The 26602-nt window shown below is 34.0% G+C and carries 24 protein-coding genes; 14 read left to right on the top strand and 10 right to left on the bottom strand.

Features of this window, described 5'->3' with window-relative positions; translation table 11 throughout:
- Nucleotides 1-23: 23 nt before the first annotated feature.
- A complete protein-coding gene (argS, locus tag BUC23_RS12880) occupies nt 24-1802 on the bottom strand; it encodes an arginine--tRNA ligase (RefSeq protein ID WP_073210077.1) in 1779 nt (592 codons plus the stop codon).
- A 228-nt stretch (nt 1803-2030) separates the two neighbouring features.
- Here argS and BUC23_RS12875 point away from each other — a divergent pair, with 228 nt between their 5' ends.
- Entirely contained in the window at nt 2031-4442 is a 2412-nt protein-coding gene (locus BUC23_RS12875; protein WP_073210076.1) for a TonB-dependent receptor, read from the top strand.
- An 89-nt stretch (nt 4443-4531) separates the two neighbouring features.
- On the opposite strand, the gene BUC23_RS12870 is transcribed toward BUC23_RS12875, so the two are convergent.
- Nucleotides 4532-5539 carry a 3-oxoacyl-ACP synthase III family protein gene (locus tag BUC23_RS12870; RefSeq protein WP_073210074.1) on the bottom strand — a complete coding sequence of 336 codons (1008 nt, stop codon included), beginning with the start codon at nt 5537-5539 and terminating at the stop codon, nt 4532-4534.
- 288 nt (nt 5540-5827) lie between these two features.
- Here BUC23_RS12870 and BUC23_RS12865 point away from each other — a divergent pair, with 288 nt between their 5' ends.
- Nucleotides 5828-8275 (top strand): alpha/beta hydrolase family protein, encoded by a 2448-nt coding sequence (locus BUC23_RS12865; protein ID WP_073210072.1) that lies wholly within the window; start codon nt 5828-5830, stop codon nt 8273-8275.
- Nucleotides 8276-8423: 148 nt separating this feature from the next.
- On the opposite strand, the gene BUC23_RS12860 is transcribed toward BUC23_RS12865, so the two are convergent.
- The 3 genes from BUC23_RS12860 to BUC23_RS12850 form a co-directional block, all read right to left on the bottom strand.
- Entirely contained in the window at nt 8424-9371 is a 948-nt protein-coding gene (locus tag BUC23_RS12860) for an ABC transporter ATP-binding protein (protein ID WP_073210070.1), read from the bottom strand.
- Nucleotides 9372-9475: 104 nt separating this feature from the next.
- A complete protein-coding gene (locus tag BUC23_RS12855; protein WP_073210237.1) occupies nt 9476-10171 on the bottom strand; it encodes a YiaD family glycine zipper/OmpA-like lipoprotein in 696 nt (231 codons plus the stop codon).
- 18 nt (nt 10172-10189) lie between these two features.
- Entirely contained in the window at nt 10190-10663 is a 474-nt protein-coding gene (locus BUC23_RS12850) for a lipocalin family protein (RefSeq protein ID WP_073210068.1), read from the bottom strand.
- A gap of 176 nt (nt 10664-10839) precedes the next feature.
- Between BUC23_RS12850 and htpG the strand changes: the two genes are divergently transcribed.
- Nucleotides 10840-12741 carry a molecular chaperone HtpG gene (gene htpG, locus BUC23_RS12845; RefSeq protein ID WP_073210066.1) on the top strand — a complete coding sequence of 634 codons (1902 nt, stop codon included), beginning with the start codon at nt 10840-10842 and terminating at the stop codon, nt 12739-12741.
- A gap of 142 nt (nt 12742-12883) precedes the next feature.
- Here the strand turns inward: htpG and BUC23_RS12840 are convergent, their stop codons facing one another.
- The 4 genes from BUC23_RS12840 to BUC23_RS12825 are packed head-to-tail and all read right to left on the bottom strand — an operon-like array spanning nt 12884 to nt 15506.
- The gene (locus tag BUC23_RS12840) at nt 12884-13849 is read right to left on the bottom strand and encodes a sodium-dependent bicarbonate transport family permease (RefSeq protein ID WP_073210064.1); all 966 of its coding nucleotides are present in this window, start codon (nt 13847-13849) and stop codon (nt 12884-12886) included.
- A gap of 60 nt (nt 13850-13909) precedes the next feature.
- Complete coding sequence (locus tag BUC23_RS12835) at nt 13910-14869, bottom strand: L-threonylcarbamoyladenylate synthase (RefSeq protein WP_073210062.1); 960 nt, start codon at nt 14867-14869, stop codon at nt 13910-13912.
- 54 nt (nt 14870-14923) lie between these two features.
- Entirely contained in the window at nt 14924-15226 is a 303-nt protein-coding gene (locus BUC23_RS12830; protein ID WP_073210060.1) for a hypothetical protein, read from the bottom strand.
- Between the two features lie 10 nt (nt 15227-15236).
- On the bottom strand, nt 15237-15506 hold the full coding sequence (locus BUC23_RS12825; RefSeq protein WP_073210059.1) for a hypothetical protein: 270 nt from the start codon (nt 15504-15506) through the stop codon (nt 15237-15239).
- A 102-nt stretch (nt 15507-15608) separates the two neighbouring features.
- Between BUC23_RS12825 and BUC23_RS12820 the strand changes: the two genes are divergently transcribed.
- Nucleotides 15609-16529 (top strand): LysR family transcriptional regulator, encoded by a 921-nt coding sequence (locus BUC23_RS12820; RefSeq protein WP_073210057.1) that lies wholly within the window; start codon nt 15609-15611, stop codon nt 16527-16529.
- Between the two features lie 78 nt (nt 16530-16607).
- Here BUC23_RS12820 and BUC23_RS12815 read toward each other — a convergent pair whose 3' ends face one another.
- Nucleotides 16608-18161 carry a DUF2254 family protein gene (locus BUC23_RS12815; RefSeq protein WP_073210056.1) on the bottom strand — a complete coding sequence of 518 codons (1554 nt, stop codon included), beginning with the start codon at nt 18159-18161 and terminating at the stop codon, nt 16608-16610.
- Nucleotides 18162-18431: 270 nt separating this feature from the next.
- Here BUC23_RS12815 and BUC23_RS12810 point away from each other — a divergent pair, with 270 nt between their 5' ends.
- From BUC23_RS12810 to BUC23_RS12765, 10 genes are all read left to right on the top strand, one after another.
- Nucleotides 18432-18833: a DUF2721 domain-containing protein gene (locus BUC23_RS12810; protein WP_073210054.1), complete on the top strand. Its 402-nt coding sequence runs from the start codon at nt 18432-18434 to the stop codon at nt 18831-18833.
- 92 nt (nt 18834-18925) lie between these two features.
- Nucleotides 18926-19822: an EamA family transporter gene (locus BUC23_RS12805; protein ID WP_073210052.1), complete on the top strand. Its 897-nt coding sequence runs from the start codon at nt 18926-18928 to the stop codon at nt 19820-19822.
- A gap of 216 nt (nt 19823-20038) precedes the next feature.
- Nucleotides 20039-20395, top strand: coding sequence for a DoxX family protein (locus BUC23_RS12800; RefSeq protein ID WP_407918682.1), 357 nt, complete (start codon nt 20039-20041; stop codon nt 20393-20395).
- 4 nt (nt 20396-20399) lie between these two features.
- A complete protein-coding gene (locus BUC23_RS12795) occupies nt 20400-21002 on the top strand; it encodes an alpha-ketoglutarate-dependent dioxygenase AlkB family protein (protein ID WP_073210049.1) in 603 nt (200 codons plus the stop codon).
- Nucleotides 21003-21049: 47 nt separating this feature from the next.
- Nucleotides 21050-21877, top strand: a complete 828-nt coding sequence (locus BUC23_RS12790) for a sterol desaturase family protein (protein WP_073210046.1) — start codon at nt 21050-21052, stop codon at nt 21875-21877.
- Between the two features lie 118 nt (nt 21878-21995).
- Nucleotides 21996-22274, top strand: coding sequence for a DUF2805 domain-containing protein (locus BUC23_RS12785; RefSeq protein ID WP_073210045.1), 279 nt, complete (start codon nt 21996-21998; stop codon nt 22272-22274).
- Nucleotides 22275-22339: 65 nt separating this feature from the next.
- Complete coding sequence (locus BUC23_RS12780; protein WP_073210043.1) at nt 22340-22684, top strand: hypothetical protein; 345 nt, start codon at nt 22340-22342, stop codon at nt 22682-22684.
- Nucleotides 22681-23628, top strand: a complete 948-nt coding sequence (locus BUC23_RS12775; RefSeq protein ID WP_073210041.1) for an alpha/beta hydrolase — start codon at nt 22681-22683, stop codon at nt 23626-23628. Before BUC23_RS12780 ends, BUC23_RS12775 begins: the two co-directional genes overlap by 4 nt.
- Nucleotides 23629-23676: 48 nt before the next feature.
- On the top strand, nt 23677-25539 hold the full coding sequence (locus BUC23_RS12770; RefSeq protein WP_073210039.1) for a M61 family metallopeptidase: 1863 nt from the start codon (nt 23677-23679) through the stop codon (nt 25537-25539).
- Nucleotides 25540-25740: 201 nt separating this feature from the next.
- Nucleotides 25741-26451 carry a DUF4369 domain-containing protein gene (locus tag BUC23_RS12765; RefSeq protein ID WP_073210037.1) on the top strand — a complete coding sequence of 237 codons (711 nt, stop codon included), beginning with the start codon at nt 25741-25743 and terminating at the stop codon, nt 26449-26451.
- Nucleotides 26452-26602 lie beyond the last annotated feature (151 nt).

Raw genomic sequence — 26602 nt, 5'->3', positions numbered from 1 at the left:
ATAACGTAAAAGATTTATGAATATTACATTCTTTCCGGTACACTAATACCTAATAGTCTAAACGAAGCCGCAATCGTATCCGCCACTTTTTTAGAAAGTTGCACTCTGAATATTTTTTCCTTTACTACATCTGATCCTAAAATAGGAACGGCTTGGTAGAATGAATTGTACTCACGCACTAAATCATACGTATAATTTGCCAGCAATGCAGGGCTGTGATTGTGTGCCGCATTTTGTATCACTTCAGGAAATAATTCGAGTTGCTTCAACAATTCTTTCTCCTTTTCATGAAGGGTCACTATTTCCGATTTACTAGAAAAATCAAAATTTGCTTTTCGAATTATAGATTGAATTCTGGCATAGGTATATTGGATAAACGGCCCTGTATTTCCCGCAAAATCGACTGATTCTTCCGGATTAAAAAGGATTCGCTTTTTAGGATCTACCTTTAAAATATAATATTTCAAAGCCCCTAATCCTATTGTATTGTATAATTTTACTTTTTCTTCTGGAGAATAGGTATCTAATTTCCCTAAATCTTCTGCAATTTTCTGAGCTGTATCTGTCATCTCCTGCATCAAATCATCTGCATCAACAACCGTTCCTTCACGACTTTTCATTTTCCCCGAAGGCAAATCTACCATTCCGTACGATAAGTGAAATAGATTTTTAGACCAATCAAAACCGAGTTTTTTCAGAATTAAAAACAACACTTTAAAGTGATAATCTTGTTCGTTACCAACGGTGTAAACCATACCACCTACATCTTGGTAATCTTTCACACGTTGTATTGCAGTTCCAATATCCTGCGTCATATAAACAGCCGTGCCGTCTGAACGAAGCACGATTTTACGATCCAGACCTTCATCAGTCAAATCAATCCAAACAGAACCATCAGGATCTTTTTCGAATACTCCTTTTTCTAAACCAATCTGAACAACATCTTTACCTAATAAATACGTATTGCTTTCGTAATAATAGCAATCAAAGTCAACTCCCAGATTTTTATAGGTAATGGCAAAACCATCATAAACCCATTTATTCATGGTTTTCCATAGCGAAATCACCTCTTCATCACCAGCTTCCCATTTCAATAACATTTCTTGAGCTTCCAGAATTATTGGTGCTTGTTTTTTGGCCTCTTCTTCTGTTTTGCCCTCGCCCATCAATTGAGCAATCTCTGCTTTATAAGCTTTATCAAAAGCCACATAATAATTTCCTACTAATTTATCCCCTTTTAAACCTGTGCTTTCTGGAGTTTGTCCGTTTCCAAATTTCTGCCAAGCCAACATCGACTTGCAAATATGAATTCCTCGATCGTTTATGATTTGGGTTTTGTATACCTTTTTACCAGAAGCTTTGATAATCTCAGCAACGGAATATCCTAAAAGATTATTACGAACGTGACCTAAATGCAATGGCTTATTAGTGTTTGGCGAAGAATATTCCACCATAACCGCTTTATCTTCAATATGTGGAGTCACAAAACCATATTTGGCATCATCCTTAATTTCATTAAAGAAATTGATATAATACTGGTCTGAAATAACAATATTTAAAAATCCTGAAACGACATTAAAACGACTTACTTCAGCAATATTTTCTACTAAATAGTTCCCGATTTTATTTCCTAATTCTACCGGATTACTTTTTACAACCTTCAATAAAGGAAAAATAACCATAGTGATATCTCCTTCAAATTCTTTCCGAGTAGTTTGAAATTCTACTTTGTCAATAGCAATGCCAAATAAGGCTTGAACCGCTTTTTCAATCGAGGGCGTAAGAATTTGTGATAATGTCATTTTATGTGTTTATTTTAAGGTTGCAAATATAGTCATATTGCATCGATTTGAAAATTGGAAAACAATATAATTTCCTTCCCAAAATATCCTATTATTCTAATTACTGAATACAGTTCCGTTATTTATTTCAGAAATACTTGTAACAATATATCCATTAAAGAGTCTATTAGGTAACTTTTAAAAATATTAAATATCATCAATCAATTTAAATCAAAACAACAAACGATCATGAATCTCAAATTAATCTTAGTCTGCTTATTCGGAACGATGGTTTCGATGCAAGCGCAAAACTCGGCCAAACCAACACTTCTGGAAACCTCTGGAAGTATCTCCGGTAAAGTAATTGACAAGAAAACGAACCAACCGCTCTCGTACGTAAACATTGTGGTAAAAGAAGTAAATAAAGTAGTTACCGGTGGAATAACTGCTGACAATGGAACTTTCTTAATAAAAAATTTAGCTCTAAAAAATTATACTGTAGAGATACAATTCATTGGATACAAAACGGTTTCTAAAGCAATTTCACTAACGACCGAAAGCAAAATTGTTAACCTAAACACCATACCTTTAGAAGAAGATGCAATTGAACTGAAAGGAGTTGAAATAGTAAGTGAAAAATCAACCATTGTACAGAAAATCGACAGAAAAATTATTAACGTTGGCAAAGATTTGATTTCTGCAGGCGCAACTGCCGGAGAAATAATGAATAACATTCCATCTGTAAGCGTTGATCCGCAAACGAATGCCATCAGCCTTAGAGGAAATTCGAATGTGCGTATTTTGATTGACGGTAAACCAACCAATATGGATGCTGCACAAATATTGCAACAAATTCCGTCAGCTTCTATCAAACAAATCGAATTAATCACCAACCCTTCTGCTAAATACAATCCAGAAGGAATGAGCGGAATCATCAATATTGTTTTGAACAAAAACAGTAAACTGGGCTTTAATGGAAGCCTTAACAACGGTGTAACATTTGGAAAAACTCCGAAAGTTAACTCTTCATTCGACTTAAACTATAGAGCTGGAAAGTTTAATTTTTATGGAAATTATGGATTTAATCATGGCCAATATCAAAATAACGGAAGCATCAATAGCCAAGAATCGAACAGAGAGAGTTTGATGAATTTTGACATGGCATTTAAAAACACATCTCATTTGGCTAAAGTAGGGTTGGATTATTATATAAATGATACAAATACGTTCTCATTTTACACAAACCAGAACATATCAAGATCAAGCGTTTTTGGAACAACATTGATGAATTATGATGATAATACCATTGATGACCTGCTACAACCTTTTGACTCTAAAAGTAAAAATTATTCGCAAACGTATAATTTTGATTATAAATTAGCCTTCAAAAAAGCAGGACACAACTTAGAATTAGAAGCTAATTACAGTGAAAACGACAGTCCTGAAGATGCTTTATACACCACACAAAATTTGACAACTGGTAATAACAACTCATTTACCAATCAAATTGAAAATTTAGGAAAAAACACAATTGTAAATCTTGATTATGTTAACCCGCTGACTGAAACAACTAAATTAGAGCTTGGATTAGAAAGCCGAAATGACAATACGACTAACAATTTCTCATTAAACAATAAATACAGTTCAAACTTTAATTATGAAAGAAGCATCTATTCTGCCTATGTAACTCTCGGGAAACAATGGAAGAAATGGAATTTTCAAGCGGGAGCACGTTTAGAACAATATAATGCTGAGGCTATTTTCAAGCAAGCCGGCGAAGCCGACGGTAAATTTAAAGATGATATTTTAAGTTTGTATCCTTCAACTTTTATTACTTACAATCCGAGTGAAAACAACTCTTTCAACCTAAGTTTTTCAAGAAGAGTGGATAGACCAAGCCTTTCGCAAGTAAACCCAATTAGAGAATTCAGCACTCCTACTTTAGACTCTAAAGGAAACCCTGATCTTGTCCCTCAATTTACCAATTCATACGAAATAAATTATACCAAAAAAACTAAAATTGGATCTATTACTTCAGGAGTTTTTTACAGAAGAATCCAGGACGAGATTACCAGAGTAATTTATACCAATCCTGAAAATGACACCAAACAAATCTTATCATACAGTAATTTCGAAAACAACAATGCTTATGGTGTGGAAGTCTCTGGAAACTTGGATTTCAAAAAATGGTGGAGTGCAAACATCAGTCTTGATGCTTATCAAAAAACGGTAAAAGGAACCATTGAAGCTACTAAAGGTGTTTTTGAATTCGTAAGTGTAGATGCTACGCTGTTCAATGCCAGAATCAGCAACACATTCAAAGCAACAAAAGATTTGCGTTTTCAATTATCAGCAATGTACAGAGGCCGCGATTTAGGACTTCAATTTGTTAGAGAACCAATATGGAAAATGGATTTTGGCACAAGCTATAACATATTAAAAGGAAGCGGAACAATCAGCGCACGATTCAGCGATATCTTCAACACAATGCAATTTGCTTTCAACGGAGAACGTCCATACAGAGCAAACGGACACTTTAAAGGGGAAACCCAAACGGCATATGTAGGATTCAATTACCGTTTTGGTAGTGGTAAAAACAAAGCCATTCAAAGAAAACAACGTGACAAAAATGAAACCCAAGGTAGTGGTGGGCTTCTATAAATAATTTGTTACAAAGAAAAACCCGGAGTTTGCCAACTCCGGGTTTTTTGCTTTAAAAAATAAAACATTCTAATTTTTAAAAAGGCATTCTACCATTTTATAATAGCACTTCCCCAAGTGAATCCGCTACCAAATGCAGCCAAAACAACAGTATCACCCGATTTGATTTTTCCTTTTTCCCATGCTTCAGTCAAAGCAATAGGAATAGAAGCTGCTGTAGTATTCCCGTATTTTTGAATATTATTATAAACTTGGTCATCCGCCAATCCAAATTTCTTCTGAATAAATTGAGAAATCCTCAAATTAGCCTGATGCGGAATCAACATATCAATGTCGGAAACTTGTAAGTTATTCGCTTGCAAGCCTTCATTTATTACTTCTGCAAAACGAACTACTGCATTTTTAAACACAAATTGTCCATTCATATGTGGGTAATAGCTTTCATCATTTGGATCATTATCAGCAATAATATCGGTAACCCAACGCGCGCCCATTCCTGGAGCAACGAGTGCTAATTCCTCGGCATGTTGCCCTTCTGAATGCAAATGCGTAGACAAAATTCCTTTTGTCAAATCTTCTTCCCTGCTCAAAACGGCTGCTCCTGCCCCATCACCAAAAATCACCGAAACTCCTCTCCCTCGAGAAGTCATATCCAGTCCTGTCGAATGCACTTCAGAACCAATAATCAAAACATTTTTATACATTCCCGTTTTAATATATTGATCTGCCACTGACAAAGCATATATAAAACCAGAACACTGATTTCTAACATCTAATGCACCCACGGTTCTTAAACCTAAATCACGTTGCACCAAAACTCCTGGGCCAGGAAAATAATAATCCGGACTTAAGGTAGCAAAAACCACAAAATCAATATCCTCTTTTGCAACTCCGGAACGCTCTATGGCAATTTCAGCAGCTTTTACTCCCATCGATGTGGTTGTGTCCTCGCCTCTTATTATGTGTCTTCGCTCTTGAATCCCTGTTCTTTCCTGAATCCATTCATCGTTAGTGTCAATGATTTTCGACAAATCATCGTTGGTGACCACATTTGAAGGAACATAAAATCCTAATCCTGCTATTTTTGAATGGTACATATTTTGTTATTTTATTAAAATCAAGGATGCAAATTTAAATATTCCTTAAAACATCGGGGCACAAATTAATACTTTTTTAGTAATAAGCAATTATATTTTTTTTAGAAGCTATTTCCCGCTGTACGCTATATCTTTCATTCTCGTTAAAAAACGATAATAAAAGGATGCCGCTCCCATCGGGGCTAAAAAGTCTAAATCGTACAACAATTCTTTTTCAATGTAACATTATTCAATTATTTAAGACCAATCAGAACAATAACTCTGTAATAATTGACACTATTTAAATTTATGAAATTAAAACTCACCTTCTTGTTGTTTCTTGGCCTAGGCTTAACCGCATTGGCACAAGAAAACTTGAGCTACCAAAAACCATCTAAATCCATTTTAGATTTAGCAGATTATGAAAGAGCTCCTTCAGTGTCCATGGATACTAAAAAAGAATACATGCTCTTAAGCTATAGAAATACCTATAAAACTTTAGATGATTTAAATCAGGAAGAATTGCGATTAGGCGGCTTGCGTATCAATCCAGTAACCAATATTTCGAGCACCGTCACCTATATTACTAACATTAAATTACGCAAAATAAAAGACAAAACTGAAATACAAGTTTCGGGATTACCTGAAAACCCTCGTATTAGCAATATCTCTTGGTCACCTAACGATAAGAAAATTTCATTCTCTCATTCTACAAATACGGGAGTACAACTTTGGGTATTAGATGTTGCTTCTGCAAAAGCTACAAAATTAACCGAAGCCACAGTAAACGCTAATCTGGGAAACCCATTCAGTTGGTTCAATGACAACGAAACTATTTTGGTAAAAATGCTGCCAAAAAACAGAGCCACATTATTGGATGCCAAAAAAGATTTGCCAACAGGTCCGATTATTTCAAATGCGAACGGTTCAAAATCACAAAACAGGACCTATCCTGATATGTTGAAAAACAAAAATGACGAAATCAATTTTGAAAACATCATTACTTCTGAATTGTACAAAGTAAATATTAACGGAACAGCAACTTTATTCAAAACAGCAAATATGTATGCGGGAGAAAGCTTCTCTCCAGACGGTAATTTTTTGATGCTGACTACCATTCAAAAACCATTTTCTTACATTGTTCCTTTGAGTCGTTTTCCATTAAAATCAGTAGTTTGTGATAGAAATGGTACCGAAATAAAAACAGTCAATGAAGTGCCGCTTAACGAAATTATGCCAAAAGGTTTTATGGCAGTTCGCAAAGGAAAAAGAGAAATGAGCTGGAGAAATGACAAACCAGCAACGTTATCATATGTTGTTGCTTTAGACGAAGGTGACCAAGCCAACAAAGTTGATTTTAGAGATGAAGTTTTTCTTTGGAATGCTCCTTTTGATGCAGCAGCGATCTCATTGGTAAAAACACCACAACGATTTAGTAACGTAATTTGGGGAAATGACAACGTAGCGATTGTTTCAGATGAATGGTATGATACTCGAAATACCAAAACGTATTTGATAAATCCATCTGATTTAAACCAAAAACCAAAAGTAATTTCGGATAGAAATTCACAGGATATTTATTCTGACCCGGGTAATTTTGAAACCAAAAAAAACCAATACAATAAATATGTGTTGGCTATTGAAAATGATAATGCATATCGTATTGGAGATGGATTTACAAAAGACGGACAATTCCCTTTTATTGACGAATTCAATCTAAAAACATTACAGCCTAAACGTCTCTATACCTCAACCTATAAAGACAAAAAAGAAGATTTATTGGAGATTGAAGATTTCAAAAAAGGAGAGATATTAGTTCAAATCCAATCTAAAAATGATTATCCAAATTATTACTTTAGAAACATTAAACAAAAAAACAGTCTAACACCAATTACCACTTTTAAAAATCCGTTTGAAAGCATCAAAAATGTGAGTAAACAAGTAATTAAATACCAAAGAAAAGATGGTGTTGAATTATCCGGAACTTTGTATTTACCAGAAGGCTACGATAAAGTAAAAAAAGAAAAATTACCATTATTGATTTGGGCCTACCCTGCAGAATATAAAGACAAAAAATCAGCAGGACAAAGCAATCAAAATCCAAATGAATTCACTTTCCCGTATTATGGATCTTTTGTCTATTGGGTAACCAAAGGTTATGTGGTACTTGATGATGCTTCTTTCCCAATTATCGGGGAAGGAACAACAGAACCAAATGATAATTTTATGTCGCAATTAGTTGACAATGCAGAAGCAGCAATAAATGCAGTGGATGCTTTAGGCTATATCAACAAGAAAAAAGTGGCTATAGGCGGACATTCATATGGCGCTTTCATGGTTGCTAATTTATTGACGCATTCTAACCTTTTTGCTTGTGGTATTGCAAGAAGCGGTGCGTATAACAGAACCTTAACTCCGTTTGGATTCCAAAGTGAACAACGCAACTACTGGGAAAGACCAGATGTTTACAATACCATGTCGCCATTTATGAATGCGGATAAAATGAAAACACCAATGCTTTTAGTTCACGGTGAAGCCGATAATAATCCTGGAACTTTTACCTTGCAAACCGAGCGTTATTTCCAAGCTTTAAAAGGATTAGGTGCTCCAGCCCGAATGGTAATTTTACCAAAAGAAGCGCATAGTTATGTGGCAAAAGAAAATATTTTGCATTTACTTTGGGAACAAGATCAGTTCTTAGAAAAGTATTTAAAAAATAATGAGGAGGTAAAAACAAAAACTACTAAAAGTCTGTAAAAAAGAATTTTTCCTTTAAAAAACAAAACCCCAAAATTAATACAATTTTGGGGTTTTGTTTTTACTGATCACTGAAAACTGTTTACCGAACACTGAGCAATGAACAGTGAGTACTGAACACTGAGCACTGAACACTGAACACTGCTTCTTACGCTAACATCAATGTGACTTGTTGATTGAACTCTAATTCCGCATCATGTTCAAAGAAAATAGCTCTTCTTTCAAATGCTGCTTTAATTAAGTAATGACTTCCTTTAAAATAGGATTGCTTTACCACCGCTTTCATCATTCCGTTATCAACCACTTTTAACTGATGCGGATATAGTAAAAGGATTTCGTCCTGGTCCTCTTCAAGTGCTATTAATTGAGATAATTGTAACTCGTTGACTTCCCCAAAAAGAGAAGCAACATACTTATTAGCTGGTTTTTCATACAAAGTTTTTGAGTCCCCTTTCGCAATCACATCTCCATTTTTCATTACAATAGTTTCATCAGAAAATGATAAAGCATCAGTACTATCATGCGTAGCAATAATACAGGTAACTCCTTTTTCTTTCAGGTATCGGAACAAATTTCGACGTAAAGAGTTTTTCCTAAAAGTATCAATTTGGCTGAAAGGTTCGTCCAACAAAATTATTTCTGGCTCTACCGCTAAAACTCTTGCCAAAGCCACTCTTTGTTGCTGACCTCCGCTAAGGAATTTTGCTTTTACTTTTGCAAACTCGGTCATTTCTACCATTTCTAATAGTTCTTGAACCCTTGCTTGTTTCCTATTAATATTCGTATTCGACAAAAACTTACCCACGTTTTCTTCAACAGTTGTGTAAGGCATCAAATCAAAATCCTGCGCTAAATATTTTATATATTCTTCTCCCGGAACAAGATTATGCTTCGGTCCTAAGATTGGTTTTTCGTCATACAAAATGGCTCCCTGATCGAGATCGTATAAACCATAAATGAGTTTTAGCAACGTACTTTTACCGCAACCGCTTTCGCCAATAACAGCTATATTTTGCCCTTTGTCAATCGCAAAACTAACATTCTTTATAACCGGATTTTCAATATAAGTAAAAGAAATGTTTTTAATTTCAAGCATCATCGTGATTTAAGAGCGCAAATTTACACTGTTTAATTTAAATAAAAAGCCAAAAAAAAGCTGTTTCATTGCGAAACAGCTTTTCTTTTTTGTATATTATAACGTTAGTTTTTAACTTCCGCTTTTGCTTCTTGTATCATTTTTTCATTTGCGGTAATAGCAAACTCCACACGACGGTTTTGACTTCTACCGTCAACTGTTTCATTAGATGCAATTGGGTCAGCAATTCCTAAACCAGTTGTTTGAAATCTAGCCGAAGAAACTCCTTTGCTAGCCAAATAACTTTTAACTGATGCCGCTCTTGAAGCAGAAAGTTTTAAATTATAAGCTGCAGTACCTGTATTATCAGTGTATCCGTAAATAATGATATCAGTATCAGGATATTCTTTAAAAACTGGAACTAATTTATCTAAATTAGCTTTTGCAGTAGCAGTCAAAGTAGCTTTATTAGTATCAAAACGCACTGCATTTTCATTCAAAACTAATTTAATCCCTTCTCCTACACGAACCACTTCAGCTCCTGGAAGTGCAGCATCGATTTCTCTTGCTTGCTTGTCCATTTTATTACCAATAACGCTACCGGCAACTCCACCAACGACTCCTCCTAATACAGCACCAAGTGCTCCTTTTCCGCCTTTTCCAAGGTTATTCCCTAAAATTCCACCGATTACAGCACCACCAACAGCTCCTATTCCGGCTCCTTTTTGTGCATTATTCGTATTTTTTAATGCTTCACAACTTGTAAACATTGAACCCATTATCATTAGTGTTGCTAATGCAACTATTGAAATCTTTTTCATATCAGTCATTTTTATTAATTAGTTTTTTTGAAATTGGTAAACTACATCAGTCATTTTACCAGCAACATCAATTTTATCAACTAATTGAAATGATGTTGGAGTTTGGTTTGCTAACATAAGTATGTATCCCTCTTTAACTTTTTTGGCTTTAATACCTACATTAAGCACTTTCAATACAAATTGTTTGTCTTTATTAACAAACCAAGTAATTGGTGAACTAAATGAAGTACAACCCGTTTTTGTCAAAGCCATAGATCCTTTGTTATTGTTTGAAACAAATTTCCAAGTACTTCCTACAAAACATTCAGAATCAGCAATTTGAAATGAATTCACTTTTACGTATTGAGAACCAGGATAGCTAACTGAACTGATTACCCAATTTCCTTTCATAGCAACTTGTGCTTTCGTATCGATATTTGTGCTAGTTGCTGATGTTGATTTACAGGCAAACATCAGAACTGATAATGCACATAATAAAATAATTTTTTTCATCGTTTTAAAATTTGTAATTAATATTTTAACAAAGATACAAAGTATAAAAAGGAAAATAGTTTCATAATAAAATCATTTTATTTCATAATTAACAGTTCCGCCAATTTGTCACATCAATATAATTTGGTATTCTATTTGACTCAATAGTTTAAAATAAAAACTTAAAAATTCAAAATATGACAACAGGTAAAATTAATGTTTCGGTAGAAAACATCTTTCCCTTAATCAAGAAATTCTTATATAGTGATCACGAAATTTTCTTGCGTGAATTGATTTCGAACGGGACAGATGCAACTTTAAAACTGAAGCACCTTACAAGCATTGGTGAAGCCAAAGTAGAATATGGCAATCCTATTATCGAGATCAAAATTGATAAAGAAGGGAAAAAATTACACATTATCGACCAAGGTTTAGGGATGACTGCTGATGAAGTAGAAAAATACATCAACCAAGTCGCTTTCTCTGGTGCTGAAGAGTTCCTTGACAAATACAAGGATTCTGCTAAAGATTCTGGAATTATTGGTCATTTTGGTCTTGGCTTCTATTCGGCTTTTATGGTTGCTGAAAAAGTGGAAATCATCACTAAATCTTTCAAAGACGAGCCAGCTGCGCATTGGACTTGCGACGGAAGTCCTGAGTTTACCTTAGAACCTGCTGACAAAACTACTCGAGGTACAGAAATCATCTTGCATATTGCCGAAGATTCTTTGGAATTTTTAGAAGATTCTAAAATCAATCAGTTATTAAACAAGTACAATAAGTTCATGCCTATTCCAATTAAATTTGGAAGTAAAACAGAAAAAATTGAACAAAAAAAGGGTGAAGAAGTTGCTGCAGAAGATATAGACAAAACTTTTACTGAAGTTGAAGTAGACAACATCATCAACAATCCAAATTCGGCTTGGACTAAACAGCCAACGGAATTATCTGATGAGGATTATAAAAATTTCTACCACGAATTGTATCCAATGCAATTTGAGGAGCCTTTATTCCACATTCATTTAAATGTAGATTATCCGTTTAACTTAACTGGTATTTTGTATTTCCCAAAATTAGGTTCTGATTTACAAATTCAGAAAGACAAAATCCAATTATACCAAAATCAGGTTTACGTTACGGATAATGTAGAAGGAATTGTTCCTGAATTTTTAACGATGCTTAAAGGAGTTATCGACTCACCGGATATTCCATTGAATGTATCCCGTTCAGGATTACAAGCGGATGCGGCGGTTAAGAAAATATCAAATTACATCACTCGTAAAGTTGCCGATAAACTAAAATCTTTATTCAACGAAAATCGTGCAGATTTTGAACAAAAGTGGAATGATATCAAAATCGTTTTAGAGTACGGAATGCTTTCTGAAGATAAATTCTATGAAAAAGCGGGTGCGTTTGTTTTATACCCAACAGTTGATGGTAAGTTCTACACGCTCGAAGAATTAAAAGAAAATCTTGCCGCAAATCAAACGGACAAAGACGGAAAACTAGTTGTTTTATATGCCGGAAATAAAGATGCACAGCACTCTTATATCGAAATTGCGAAAGACAAAGGATATGAAGTTTTGTTACTTGATTCTCCAATTATCTCTCATTTAATTCAAAAAATTGAAGGCGATAACAGCAATATGACTTTTGTACGTGTGGATTCAGACCATATTGATAATTTAATCAAGAAAGAGGAAACTACTATTTCTAAATTATCAGAAGAAGAACAAACGAACTTAAAAACTGTTTTAGAAGCTATCGTTCCTAAACAAACCTATTCAGTACAACTGGAAGCTTTAGACAGTAATGCATCACCATTTATCATCACGCAACCGGAATTTATGCGTAGAATGAAAGAAATGAGCCAGTCAGGCGGTGGAGGAATGTTTGGAATGGGAAATATGCCCGAAATGTATAATTTAGTGGTGAATACCAATTCTGAATTGGCGACAAGCATTCTAAATAATAAAGACAAATCGGCTCAAGAAAGCTTAGTAAAACAAGCCTTAGACTTAGCTAAATTATCACAAAACTTATTAAAAGGAGAAGCGTTAACCGCTTTTGTGAAGAGAAGTTTTGAAATGATCAAATAAAATTTTTTAGATAATTTAATTTTAATACTAAACCTGCAAGCACATACTTGCAGGTTTTTTTATGCTAATTTATATTCTTATCCAATCAATTAGTACGATACTTCATTTGAAGTTAATAAGCATTCCCACATCTGATAAAAATTTAGAAGTGATACGATACAATTGAAAAATATATGGGCATCCCAAAAGTAATATTAAAAGGAAAAGTTACCGCCAAAGCCATGGGTAAAAAGATACCTGGATTTGCGTTTGGAACTGCTATTTTCATCGCTGCCGGAACTGCAATGTAAGAAGCGCTTGCCGATAAGACTGCAAAAATAAAACGATTCCCAACATCTTCTGTTACGAATTGACTTAAAAAAGCGACGATACATCCATTAATCAGAGGAAAAACAATCGCAAAAAAGATGCTAAACCAACCGCTTTTAAAAAAATCATTCAGTTTACGGCCACTTACAATTCCCATATCCAATAAAAACAAAGCCAAGAACCCTTTGAAAATATCCGTTGTAAAAGGCTTAATGCCTAACGCCTGTTGTTCGCTAGCCAAAAATCCAATCACTAAACTTCCCAATATCAATAATACACTTCCATTGGTAAACGAATGTTTAATAATAGTTCTCATTTTAGTTTTCTGAACTTCTTCTTTACTAAACAATCGGATTAAGATAACACCTATAATAATTGCCGGAGCCTCCATCAGCGCCATTACGGCAACCATGTGTCCGCTAAAGGTGTAGTTTTGAATTTCTAAAAAAGAAATAGCGGTTACAAAAGTTACAGCACTCACGGATCCATAAGCCGCAGCTATAGCACCCGAATTCTCAATACTATACTTTTTCTTTAAGATAAAAAAAGTATACAATGGAATCAATACCGCAATTAAAACCCCAAAAATAATAGACCAAAGTATGTCCAAAGTAAAATGACTGTGGGCTAATTCCTGTCCGCCTTTGAAGCCAATCGAAAAAAGCAGATATAGCGATATAAATTTGGAAGTGTTTTCAGGAATTTCTAAGTCGCTTTTTACATACACCGCTATGATTCCCAAAACAAAAAACAACAAGGCTGGATTTGTTAAATTATCTAACAATAAACTGAAATTCATATTTTATAGTTTTTTAAAAATTATTTTATACGTTTTAATTTTATTTTATACGTTTTAATTTTATTTTTTAGTGGCCCTTTGTAATCGGTCGTTTATCGTTTTACCTAAACCAACATCAGGAAATCGTTCTGCTATAATTAAGTCAAGATTGCATTTATCCAATCGGTGCAAAGCGGCATACAATTTCGAAGCGGCTTCAGGTAAATTTCCTGTATGAGATAAAATTTCCTGTTCTACAATTTTAGGATTGCAAATCTCATTTTGAAATACTAAGACTCCTATTTTTTTGCCCAAAAAAGTGTCGAGCAGCTCCGGAACATCTGTGGTTAAAACAGTGGTGGTTAATGGTGCATAATGTCTGGAAAGCATTCCGGGCGCAGCAGGAGCAATATCGTCATGAGTGATTATTTTTACAGTACCCACAACTGCTTCAATGTCCTCTAAAGCAAGAGAGCCCAAACGATATAAAACCGGCTCTTCATTTTCAAATCCTATAATTGTGGATTCAATTCCCCTTCCGCAGGCTCCCCCATCCAAGACCATTGGTAACAAATCTTTAAAATAACCTGCTACGTGTCTTGCCTCGGTAGGACTAATACAGCCAAAGGGATTCGCGCTTGGCGCGGCTAACGGATACTCCAATTGATTCAAAAGGGCTAAAATCAAAGGATGATTCGGAACCCTGACCGCCACTGTATCTTTACCCCCAGTGACTAAATCCGGTATGGCAGTTTGTTTTTTTAAAACTAAAGTCAAAGGCCCCGGCCAAAAAGCAGCAGCAAGCAGCAACGCTTTTTCAGGAATATCTCTTGCTATTTCAGACAAGTCATTTACCGACTTAATATGAACAATTAGAGGATTGAAGAAAGGCCTTTGTTTCATCGAAAATATACTTTGAATGGCTTTTGAACTGTAAATATTCCCGGCTAAACCATAAACCGTTTCGGTAGGAATACCGATAATTTGATCCTGATTCAAAAGAGAGATGGCGTTTTGAATCAAATTATTTATTAAACTCATACATTAAGGGTTACAGGAATCACAAAATCCTGGTTCTTCGATTGTCGTTTGATGTTAAACATCCAATTCAGTTTTGATTTTAGGAGTCAAAGCAATTTGAATTGCACCGTCGATTTTTAGATCCATATCCTTTAAAGAACCTTCTTTAATGAGTTCTTTGATATATTCAGCAGCATCTGAAAGACTCTTTATCCTTATTTTTGAATGTGGATTCTCCTCATCAAATCGAATTTGATTACTAAATATTTCCAAATTATGATAGTTGATCTTACTGTTTATTAAAGAAAACAGCACCTTACCTGCTTCTGATGGTGTAAACTGACCTTCAATTAGCTTAAATTGATATTCTTTTTCCATAGCGCTTTTATTATAATTTTTGAGTTTTCTTTAGTGCGTAAACACTGAAAAATATTCCTAGACTTAAAAACAAAGTAAAAAAGATGTTTTCAGCTTCAAGGACAGTAAATACTAATGCACAAATTAGCCAGGTTGCCCCAACTACTAAACTGGTTTTTTCCCCTACGCCTAGTTCATCAAACTTTGTTTCTGTACCCACTTCTTTACTAGTTTTTAGAGTAACATCCATTATTTCAGGACCAATACCATCTCCTTTTGCTATTGTTATTATTTGCATCATTTTTTATTTATTTATTTTTTATTTATTTATTTTTTACAAAGATAAAACGGCAAAAACATAAATTTTTATTTATCTTTGTTATACTTTGCATAAAAATTATTTATGAACTACACCCTCCACCAACTACAGGTTTTTTTAAAAATAACCCAAAACAAGAGCATCACTAAGGCAGCTATGGAATTGCATCTTACACAACCTGCTATATCCATCCAATTAAAAAATTTTCAAGAGCAATTTGATGTCCCGCTTACAGAAGTAATCGGAAGAAAACTATACGTGACCGATTTCGGAAAAGAAATTGCTTTAGCGGCTGAAAAAATTCTAAACGAAGTACATGCTATCAATTATAGAACGATGGCATTCAAAGGGCGACTATCAGGACGGCTGAAAATTTCCGTGGTATCAACTGGTAAATATGTCATCCCTTATTTTTTAACTGATTTTCTAAAACAAAATGAAGGTGTCGAATTAAGTCTTGATGTCACCAATAAAACTAAAGTCTTGAAAAATTTAGAAAAAAATGAAGTAGATTTTTCGTTAGTTTCCGTTTTACCAGAAACCATCCAAATTGAAAAAGTAGAGCTTATGCCTAATGCACTTTTCCTAGTTGCTAACATTGATCAAAAAATAGAGAAGGGAATTCAGGATAAAAAAATTATTGAAAACTTACCAATAATCTATCGCGAGCAAGGATCTGGAACGAGATATGTGATGGAAAAATTTATAGAAAACAATCAGTTAACAGTTCCAAAAAAAATGGTACTTACCGGAAATGAAGCGGTAAAACAAGCCGTGCTCGCCGGACTGGGATGCTCTATAATGCCACTAATTGGGATCAAAAATGAACTCAATAACGGTGACTTGCAAATCATTCCGGTAAAAGGTTTACCAATTCAATCCAATTGGAATTTAATCTGGCTAAAAGGCAAGAAATTTTCACCTGTAGCCAACGCATATTTAAAATTCATTCAAGAAGAAAAAACAAGAATTATCGAGGAAAAATTCAACTGGATTAAACAATAATGCGATTAACATATAAAGAACAAATAAAAGCTTGCAAGAAGAAGACTTTCCAAATTGATGCTCCCGCGATGTTTTTTTTTATGTTAATTCATTTCCATTTTCATAAACAGATTCATCAAAAATTTTGTAAGCTTTTAGATATTTAATGGCCTCGATTTCCGCATTTATAATTTCTAAATTGTCCGAATAATGATTCGCTTCATAATGATCAAGTACTCCTTTTAACTCCAGTACTTTAATTTGTAGTTTTGCTTTTTGTCTAAATTTGGATAGTTCTATCTCTACAGTAACTAATTTTTCTTTTGATATCTTCAGCTTTCCATTTTTGTAATTCGACAAGTTATAAATCTCAAGCAAATCCATTTCCTCAACTTGTTGTATCAAGATCTTTAAATTGAAAGGATTTTCAACTAACGGTAAAATAATCCGGATTGATCTAATAATCCTTTTTACCACAGTTGGATCCTCTTTTCCCCATTGAAAAATCTGATCATAACAAAAGTCAATAAATTCTTCAAAATTAAATTCATTTACTTGAATTTTCTTTGACCCCAAAGTTCTGGAATCCGTAGAAGGGAATTCTCTTATTGCCAGTTCTTTTGCAATTTCCCCTATCTGATCGATACAATTCAAACAGGTCGTTGGGTCATTAACCGCAGGAGAAATGGCCTTTATGGCAATATCAACCAATTTTCTGACCCCAAAATTTACATCTTGAGTATGGCTTCTAAACAGCTCAACCCTAAAAGCATCTCTAACAATCACTCCGACTTCTTTTTTTAAACTAATGACCTGACTGGGTTTGATTTCTTCACTAAAAACTAATACTAAGAGTGTGGTGGTGTCTTTCATAATAAACTCCCCTACAATAGGTTTTTGATAGGCATTTTCAAATTGCAGCCCCACATCAGAATTAAGAATATATGCGCTTAATCTTTCTAGTTTTTTATAATTAACACTATCCAGATAGCCCGTTTCAAATGGACTTACAATCTTTATTTGAAATTTATCTGGGTTTATTTTTGACCTTTTATAAAGTAATTTTTTTCCAATACTCCAATTTTCTTGATACAACACATTGATTTCTCCAATCATTTCCGTTTTTATTCGATTCGTTATACTGGAGACATTCATATTTACACTTAAATAGGTAATCATAGTAGGATAAGACCATGTTAAACAATAAAACGCAAGAAGAGAGCCCACAGAAAGTGTTAAAAGAAAAGGAGTTTTGTAAAAAAAAACGGATGCTAATTGAGGTAATACACACAAAGAAATAGTACCTACAAATAATCCGATAAACTTTTGCATTTTAATATCATTTGATAAAAAATGCCTTAAAATTCTTGGTGAAAACTGAGAAGATGCCAATTGCATAACCACAAAAATTACCGAAAAAGTAGTTAGCGAAATCCCAATAAGAATGGAAATTAAAACATTGGAAACAGAAATCAGCCTACTGTAAATTTCAACTTCATTGATATATAAATTTAATCCAAAATAAATATTATAATCTACAGTTAATAGAACCGAACCAATTATCAGGGCATAAATACCGCTCATAAATGTTCCTATATCTTTTATCTGATGATTCAATATATTTTTAGCCTGTTGTCTTCGTTTTTGTAGCATGATTTAAAATTCAAATAGTAAATTTAATACAAATCTGCCTATAATTTCAATCATGGTTAGTATTCACTAATTTAATTTGCGATAGCAGTGCTAATTTTGACAAAATGACCACGAACGCCAATAATCCATTCCCATATTTAAAAATTTCCGGACTAGGATATTCCTATTAGCAGGATGTTATTTACTTTTGGTTTAATATTAAGGCAATCCTCAACATAAAAGTGAATTGAAACAATGGTTCTTTTTAAATAAATTTTAATACAACAGCAAATGACATTACATATTGAAACTCCTGCCCTTCTTTTCTCGGCTACCTCTCTAATTTTATTGGCCTATACAAACCGGTTTTTGACTGTTGCCACTATTGTCAGAGGACTGAAAAAAACGTACAAAGAGAAAGAAAACAAGATGATTTTACTGGAAATAAAAAACCTCAACTTGCGTCTGACACTTATTCGCTATATGCAAATGGCTGGCGTTCTGAGTTTATTTTTATCCGTTTTTGCCATGATGATGCTATTTCTGGAGCAACAATTATTTGGCATCTATTTTTTTGGACTGAGTTTACTGAGTTTACTTATTTCGTTGGGTCTGTCATTTTGGGAAATTAACATTTCGGTTGACGCACTTCGTCTGCATTTAAGCGATTTAATAGAGAAAGAAGTGAAATAAAAATCCGTCTATTTAAAACTCAATTTCTTCCATTTTTAAAGACAAACCTTAAATCTTAAACCCTATCTTTGCCCGCTTTTTAAAATTAAAAAATGACGAAAAATAACGTATTAAAAGGAGTTTTCTTAGTAGGATTGGGTGCAACAAGTTATGGTATGCTGGCTACTTTTGTAAAGATGGCCTATGGCGAAGGTTTTACCACACCCGAAGTAACAACCGCACAATTTGTATATGGACTACTTGGCCTATTGCTTATCAATGTCTTTCAAAAAGCGAAAAAAGGAAACGAAGTAGTAAAAGCATCCAAGAAAAACATTGGTCAGTTAATGCTGGCCGGAACTTCCTTAGGAATGACGAGTATTTTTTATTATTTGGCCGTAAAATACATTCCCGTTTCCATTGCTATAGTTTTATTGATGCAAACCGTTTGGATGGGTGTTTTATTCGAAATGATTTTAGAAAAGAAAAGACCTTCAACTCAAAAAATTATATCAGTTGCTATCGTATTAATTGGAACAGCGCTAGCTACGAATCTTATTCAAAGTAAAATAGAATTAGACTGGCACGGTATCGTTTTAGGGCTTTTGGCAGCAGCTTCCTTTACCACCACAATGTTTACCGCTAATCGTGTGGCAACTCACGTTTCCTCAGCGCAACGCAGTTTGTATATGTTATTGGGTGGAGCCGTAATTATATTTGGATTTGCGATTGCAACACAAACGACACCTTTCAATTTTGAGATTTTCATGAAATGGGGAATTGTACTGGCGCTTTTCGGAACTGTTATTCCGCCTTTATTGTTTAATGCCGGTTTTCCTTTAACCGGAATTGGATTGGGAAGTATCGTATCAGCATTGGAACTTCCCGTTTCTGTAATGATGGCTTATTTCCTTTTGAATGAAAATGTAAATACAGTCCAATGGCTTGGGATAGTCTTAATTATATTGGCCATTATAATTATGAACGTGAACTTTAAGAAAACTACTTAATTTTATCTAAAAACATTTGCGCTCGATTGATTGAAATTTTAATTACTACCCGTGACGAGTCCCAAAGTAACAAAATTAGCCACAGATTAAAAAGATTTTCACAGATTCCTAACATTTAAAATCTGTGTGAATCTGTGAAATCAGTGGCAAAAAAAAAAGACTTGGTGCGAATTAAGGACCTTCATTAAAATTTTTATAAATTCGTAATAAAACTATATGATGACTTTACCTTGGCATTTATACGCAATGGCATTTATTTACTTTATTGCAGGATTAAACCATTTCAGAAATCCAAGACTGTATCTTAAAATCATTCCTTCTTATTTTCCAAATCCAAAATTATTGAATTCCATAAGCGGATTGGCTGAAATAATTTTAGGTATTGCACTTTGCATTCCGTTGCTTTCCAATTATGCCGCATGGGGAGTTATCGCCCTGTTAATTGCTATTTTTCCAACACATCTGTATATGTATTTCAACGAGAAAGCGAGAATGGGAATGCCGAAATGGGCTTTGCTTTTGCGAATGCCTTTACAATTAGGATTGATTTACTGGGCTTATCTTTATACCTAAAAAATTGAAATCGCTATTCGACACTGACCCAGTTTTCCTTAATTTGCCTGACGCAGAGGTCATTTACTATCCTAATTTTTTCAACAAAGAAGAAGCCGACGCCATTTATGCGGAGTTGATAAGTGAAATTCCTTGGCAGCAGGATGACATACGCCTTTTCGGTAAAACACATCCGCAACCCCGACTGACAGCTTTATTTGGCAACGAAGGAAAACCCTATTCGTATTCGAATATAAAAATGCAGCCGCATCCGTGGAATTTGCTTTTGCAAAAGATAAAATCAAAAGTCGAAAGTATTTCCGATACGAATTTCACTACGGTTTTACTTAATCAGTATCGCGATGGAAAAGACAGTAACGGCTGGCATGCCGATAACGAAAAAGAATTAGGAACAAATCCGATAATTGCGTCACTGAGTTTTGGTGCCGAACGTACTTTCCAGTTGAAACATAATTACGATAAAGACCAAAAAAAAAGTATCCTATTGGAACACGGCAGTTTATTGTTAATGAAAGGAACGACTCAGCTTTTCTGGAAACATCAAATCCCGAAAACCGCTAAACCCATAGCTCCCCGAATAAATTTGACATTTCGTGTAATCAAATAAATATTTTTTACAGTAAAATCATTAGATTTGGAATAAATATTCAAATTATGAATGATATTGTTTCTTATTTTTCCACCATTCCTTCCGCGCACCGCAGTTTGATTCTGGTTAGTGGAATTACTATTTTTTGGTTAATCGAAAATGCTTTTCCGCTTTTTAATTTTACGTACAAAAAATGGCATCATGCGAGCATCAATATATTTTTGACGCTGACAACCATCATCATAAATTTCCTTTTAGCTTTCATTTTGTTACAAACCGCAGATTGGACTATTGCAAACCATTTTGGCATCTTACAATGGCTGCCGCAAATGCCGTTGTGGGTATATACCTTAATTGGATTGCTTTTATTGGATTTGATTGGCGCCTATTTAGTACATCTGGTCGAACACAAAACTAAATTCTTATGGCGTTTTCACCTAATTCATCATACCGATACCTGGGTAGATACAACATCGGCCAACAGACATCATCCTGGTGAAAGCATTATTCGATTTACATTTACCACTTTGGGCGTTTTACTGGTGGGAAGCCCCATGTGGATGGTTTTCCTTTACCAAACTTTATCGGTAGTAGCCACACAATTTAATCATGCCAACATCTCAATTCCTAAAAAATTAGATACAATCCTGAGTTATTTTATTGTTTCCCCAGACATGCATAAAGTGCACCATCATCATGTTTTACCGTATACAGACAGCAATTACGGAAATATATTTTCTGTTTGGGACCGTCTTTTTGGCACTTATATGACACTACCAAAAGAACAAATCATTTACGGAATAGATACACATCCACGGCCAGAAGAACATAATAATTTGAAAAATTTATTAAAAATACCGTTTCAAAAACCGCACAAAACAGAAAAGAGTTAAAAAGAATAAAAAAAATACGCTTTTGACAAGAAGTAATTATTTTTTTTCTTAATATTGGTAAAGAATTTGAAATCAAATTCAGTAATCATTAACACCTATTTGAATTAATTTTCACGTGATGAAAAAGAGTAACCGCAAAGAATTGAACTGGGAACAAACAGAAAAACTTGTTACAATGGCCCTTGAAGAGAAAAATCCTTTTGAAATCATCAAAAAAGAATTTGGTTTGGTAGAAAAAGAGGTTTTAGAGATCATGAAAAAGAAGATGCCAGCAGAAAAATTTGAAATGTGGAAAAAGAAAGCTACTGCAAATAAACCAAAACCAAAACCCGTTAAAATTGATGATTTTGATGAAGATTTGGACGGCAAATATTATATAAAAAACAAATTAGACTAAAAAATAAAACTCCTGATATTCGGGAGTTTTTGTTTTTATGCCAACTAACCTTTAACAAATTCATAATGGTTTCAGTAATATCAAACGAAAACGAATTTATTTTTGACATTCTCCGAAGCCATAAATTTTGGGCTTTCGAAAATAAAATTAAAGTACCAAAAGATAAAATAGTCCGAGCTTATCAAAGCAACGATGAATTTACCTTCTCGATCGGTTGGAAAATTCCAGGTACCCAATTACCAAGGGTTATTACTGCTGGAACTTATATAAAAAAAGGAAAACGCAATTTTTGGGATGTTTGCAATAAAAAAAATGCAATTATTGTCGAACTCAAAGATTCCTATTACAATAAACTAATTATCGAAGTTGAAAATCCGGAAGAAACAATGAGCTTATTAAACATAAAATGAAAAAATCAATATTCGCTTTTTTACTTTTGCTTTCAAACTTGGGTTTTTCTCAAGAAAAAAAAGATTTAACCGCTGTCAACAAAAAAGAAATAACAATCAATCCTTTACTAAAAGGAACATTGTATTCTCCATTAAAAGAGACTAAAAAAACAAATCTCGTTATTCTGATTGCAGGTTCCGGTCCCACTGACAGTGACAGTAATCAAAAAGTAATGACCAACAATTCTTTAAAATATCTATCAGAAGAATTATCCAAGAATAATCAGGCCGTTTTTTCTTATGACAAAAGGATTATCGCGCAAATGGCGGCAGGAACGGTGAATGAGGCAAGACTTTCCTTTGATGACTTCATCAACGACGCCAAAGAAGTTATTCGCTTCTTCAAAAATCAAAAAAAATACAACAAAATAATAGTTGCCGGTCATAGCGAAGGTTCATTGATAGGAATGCTTGCCGCTAACGAAAATACTGATGCCTTTATCTCATTGGCTGGAGCCGGACGAACTATTGATGCTGTTTTATTAGAACAAATAGAAAAACAAGCTCCTTTTCTAAAAGAAGAAGTCCAAAAAGATTTGGAAATCCTTAAAAGCGGACAAACATTCGAATTAAAAAATAAAATGCTGGCATCCCTTTTTAGAGAAAGTGTTCAACCCTATATGATTTCCTGGATAAAATACAATCCACAAAACGAAATCAAAAAATTGCAAGTCCCTGTGTTAATAATTAATGGGACTAAAGATTTGCAGGTGACCGTTTCAGAAGCGGAATTACTAAAAAAAGCAAAACCCGAGGCAAAACTGATGGTTATTGACAATATGAATCACATTTTCAAAGAAATAAAAGGAGATGATGCGGAGAATATGGGATCGTACTCTGATCCAAATTTAGCTGTAACCGAAAAATTAGTGACCGCAATAAATCTTTTTATAAAATCATTATAAGCCGTAACAATTCTTCAGAAAAAAGACTAATTGCTAAAACAAATAACAATGAAAAAAATAATCTTCGCTTTTGCCTTCGCTTCTGTACTTTGGAGCTGTAAAACGGCAAGCACTTCTGTTTCTTCTGCGATAAAAAAAGACGTTTCAGTAAGTATTAACCTGATTGACATTAAGGACGATAAAGTCATGGTAACTGTCAATGCTCCAACAATTTCTGAGGATGAAATTACGTATCACATTCCAAAAACAGTTCCAGGAACGTACTCCGAAGACAACTACGGTAGATATATCGACGATCTAAAAGCGTATGATGCCAAAGGAAATCTACTGACGGTAAAGAAAATTGATGTTAATTCTTGGTCAATTGCTAATGCAAAGACTTTAGACAAGATTACTTATTTAGTAAACGACTCATTCGACACCGAAACGGGGAAAAAATTTGGAGATGATGAAATTTTTTCACCTGCAGGTTCTAATATTGACGCCGGCAAAAACGTAATGCTTAACACACACTGTTTTGTGGGTTATTTTACAAATTACATGTCGACTCCTTATAAAGTAACAATTTCACATCCGGCAACACTTTGGGGAGCTACGTCTATGACGGACCAGGATGCCAGCACCACCACTGATACATTTGTAACTTCGCGTTATGCTGAATTGGTTGAAAACCCAATCATGTATGCCAAACCGGATTACACCACTTTTACAGTTGATGGAATGGAAATTTTGATCGGCGTTTATTCTCCTACAGGTAAGTATACCGCTGAAAGTATTACACCGGAGATGAAAACAATGATGACCGCTCAAAAGAATTTTCTAGGCAAAATAAATGCTACTAAAAAATATAGTGTTTTGTTATACCTGTCTTCCATGCAGGAAAATGATGCTAAAGGATTTGGTGCTTTAGAACATCCAACGGCAACTACTGTAGTATTGCCAGAATTAATGCCAAAAGATGAGTTGGTAAAATCCATGAAAGATGTCGTTTCGCATGAATTTTTTCATATTGTGACGCCTTTATCAATCCATTCTAAAGAGATTCAATATTTTGATTATAATGCTCCAAAAATGTCTCAACATTTATGGATGTATGAGGGAGTAACGGAATATTTCGCGAATCTTTTCCAAATAAACCAAGGACTAATCACCGAAGAGGAGTTTTACACCCGTATGTCCGAAAAAATTGCCCGCGCAAATACGTTGAATGATACCATGTCATTTACCGTTATGAGTGCTAATGTATTGACAAAACCGTACAAAGACCAATACTTAAACGTTTATGAAAAAGGAGCACTTATTGGCATGTGCTTGGATATCATCATTCGAGAAAAAAGCAACGGAGAAAGAGGAATCCTTGATTTGATGCAAAAATTATCAAATGAATATGGTCCAACAAAACCGTTTAATGACGAGGAGCTTTTTGCAAAAATTACCTCATTAACGTATCCAGAAGTTGGAACTTTTTTAACTACTTATGTTTCGGGAACAACCCCAATCCCTTATGCAACGTACTTGGCAAAAGTTGGTGTTACAAATTCAACTGAAAAAGTAGCCGGTAACGTTTTCTTAAAAGGACAATCTCCCTACATAACCGTAAATCAAGAGACTAAAGAAATCATTGTTTTACCAAATATAGAGTTAAACGAATTTTATAAAAATCTTGGTCTTAAAGGAGGTGATATTTTAATGGCAATCAATGAAAAACCATACACTTTGGACAATATTTACGATATGATTGGCGCAAGTCAGACTTGGAAAGAGAATGATGCTATAACAGTAAAAATAAAACGCGACGGTAAAGAACAAATAATCCCAGGAAAAGTAAAACTTCCTTATGAAGAAAAAACCAGCCTTAAGTCAACGGATTCCAGCAAAACCAAATTAAAAGAAGCGTGGTTTAAAGGATAATCTTTTGAAAAAATGTAACAAATCCCAATTCAGAAATGGATTGGGATTTTTTTTTGTGAAATTTATCCGTGTTGTCAAATCATTCCAACAATTTTCTTTATTTTGCGCCAAAATACAAACACGAATAAAATCGCTCTAATTCAAAGTAATTTTAATAACCAGCGACATACCTTCTAAAAAAACAAATACTTATAACCTCACATGAAAAAATCTATTATTGCATTTGTTACTCTTGCACTATTGTCCTCTTGTAACAAAAATGAAACAAAATCTAATTTGCATATTACAGGAAATATAAAAGGATTAAAAAAAGGAACACTATACATCCAAAGAATTGTAGACACGACTCTGGTTGCTATCGACACTATAAATATCGATGGAAGTTCTGCTTTTGAAAGTGACTTAGACCTAAAATCTCCTGAAATGCTGTATTTGTTTCTAGATCGAGGAGTGAGCAATTCATTAGACAACAACCTTTCGTTTTTTGCTGAACCTGGAAATATAAACATTGAAACCAGTTTAGAAGGATATCTTTCCGGTGCAAAAATTACAGGATCTAAAAACAACGATTTATTTGAAGACTATAAAAAAATAAATTCTCGTTTCAATGACGAAAAACTTACTTTAATTGAGCAGCGATTTAATGCCCTAAAAAGTAACAACGTACAAAAAATTGATAGTATAAGTGCTAAGCAGGATTCCAACATCAAAAGAAAGTATTTATTTGCCACCAATTTTGCGATAAACAACAGAAACTATGAGGTATCACCATATATTGCCTTATCAGAGATCTACGACATCAACATTAAATACTTAGATACGATTCGCAAATCAATGTCTCCAAAAGTGGCGCAATCACTTTATGGGAAAAAATTGACTAAATATGTTGCCGAAATCAAAAACCAAAAATAAACTATTCCAAAATTTATTTTAAAAAGTAGAAGAATTAAAAAAAACCATCTTGTTATATTAGACTGAACCCAAAAGTTTGGACAAATTTATAATTAATTTTGATAATAATGAGCTCGATATTGTATCGGGCTCATTTTGTTTAAATTTGATT

The sequence above is a fragment of the Flavobacterium xinjiangense genome (assembly GCF_900142885.1).
Classification (GTDB): Bacteria; Bacteroidota; Bacteroidia; order Flavobacteriales; family Flavobacteriaceae; genus Flavobacterium; species Flavobacterium xinjiangense.
Note: the sequence above shows the minus strand (reverse complement) of the source record. Positions and strands in the feature narration are given on the sequence as shown.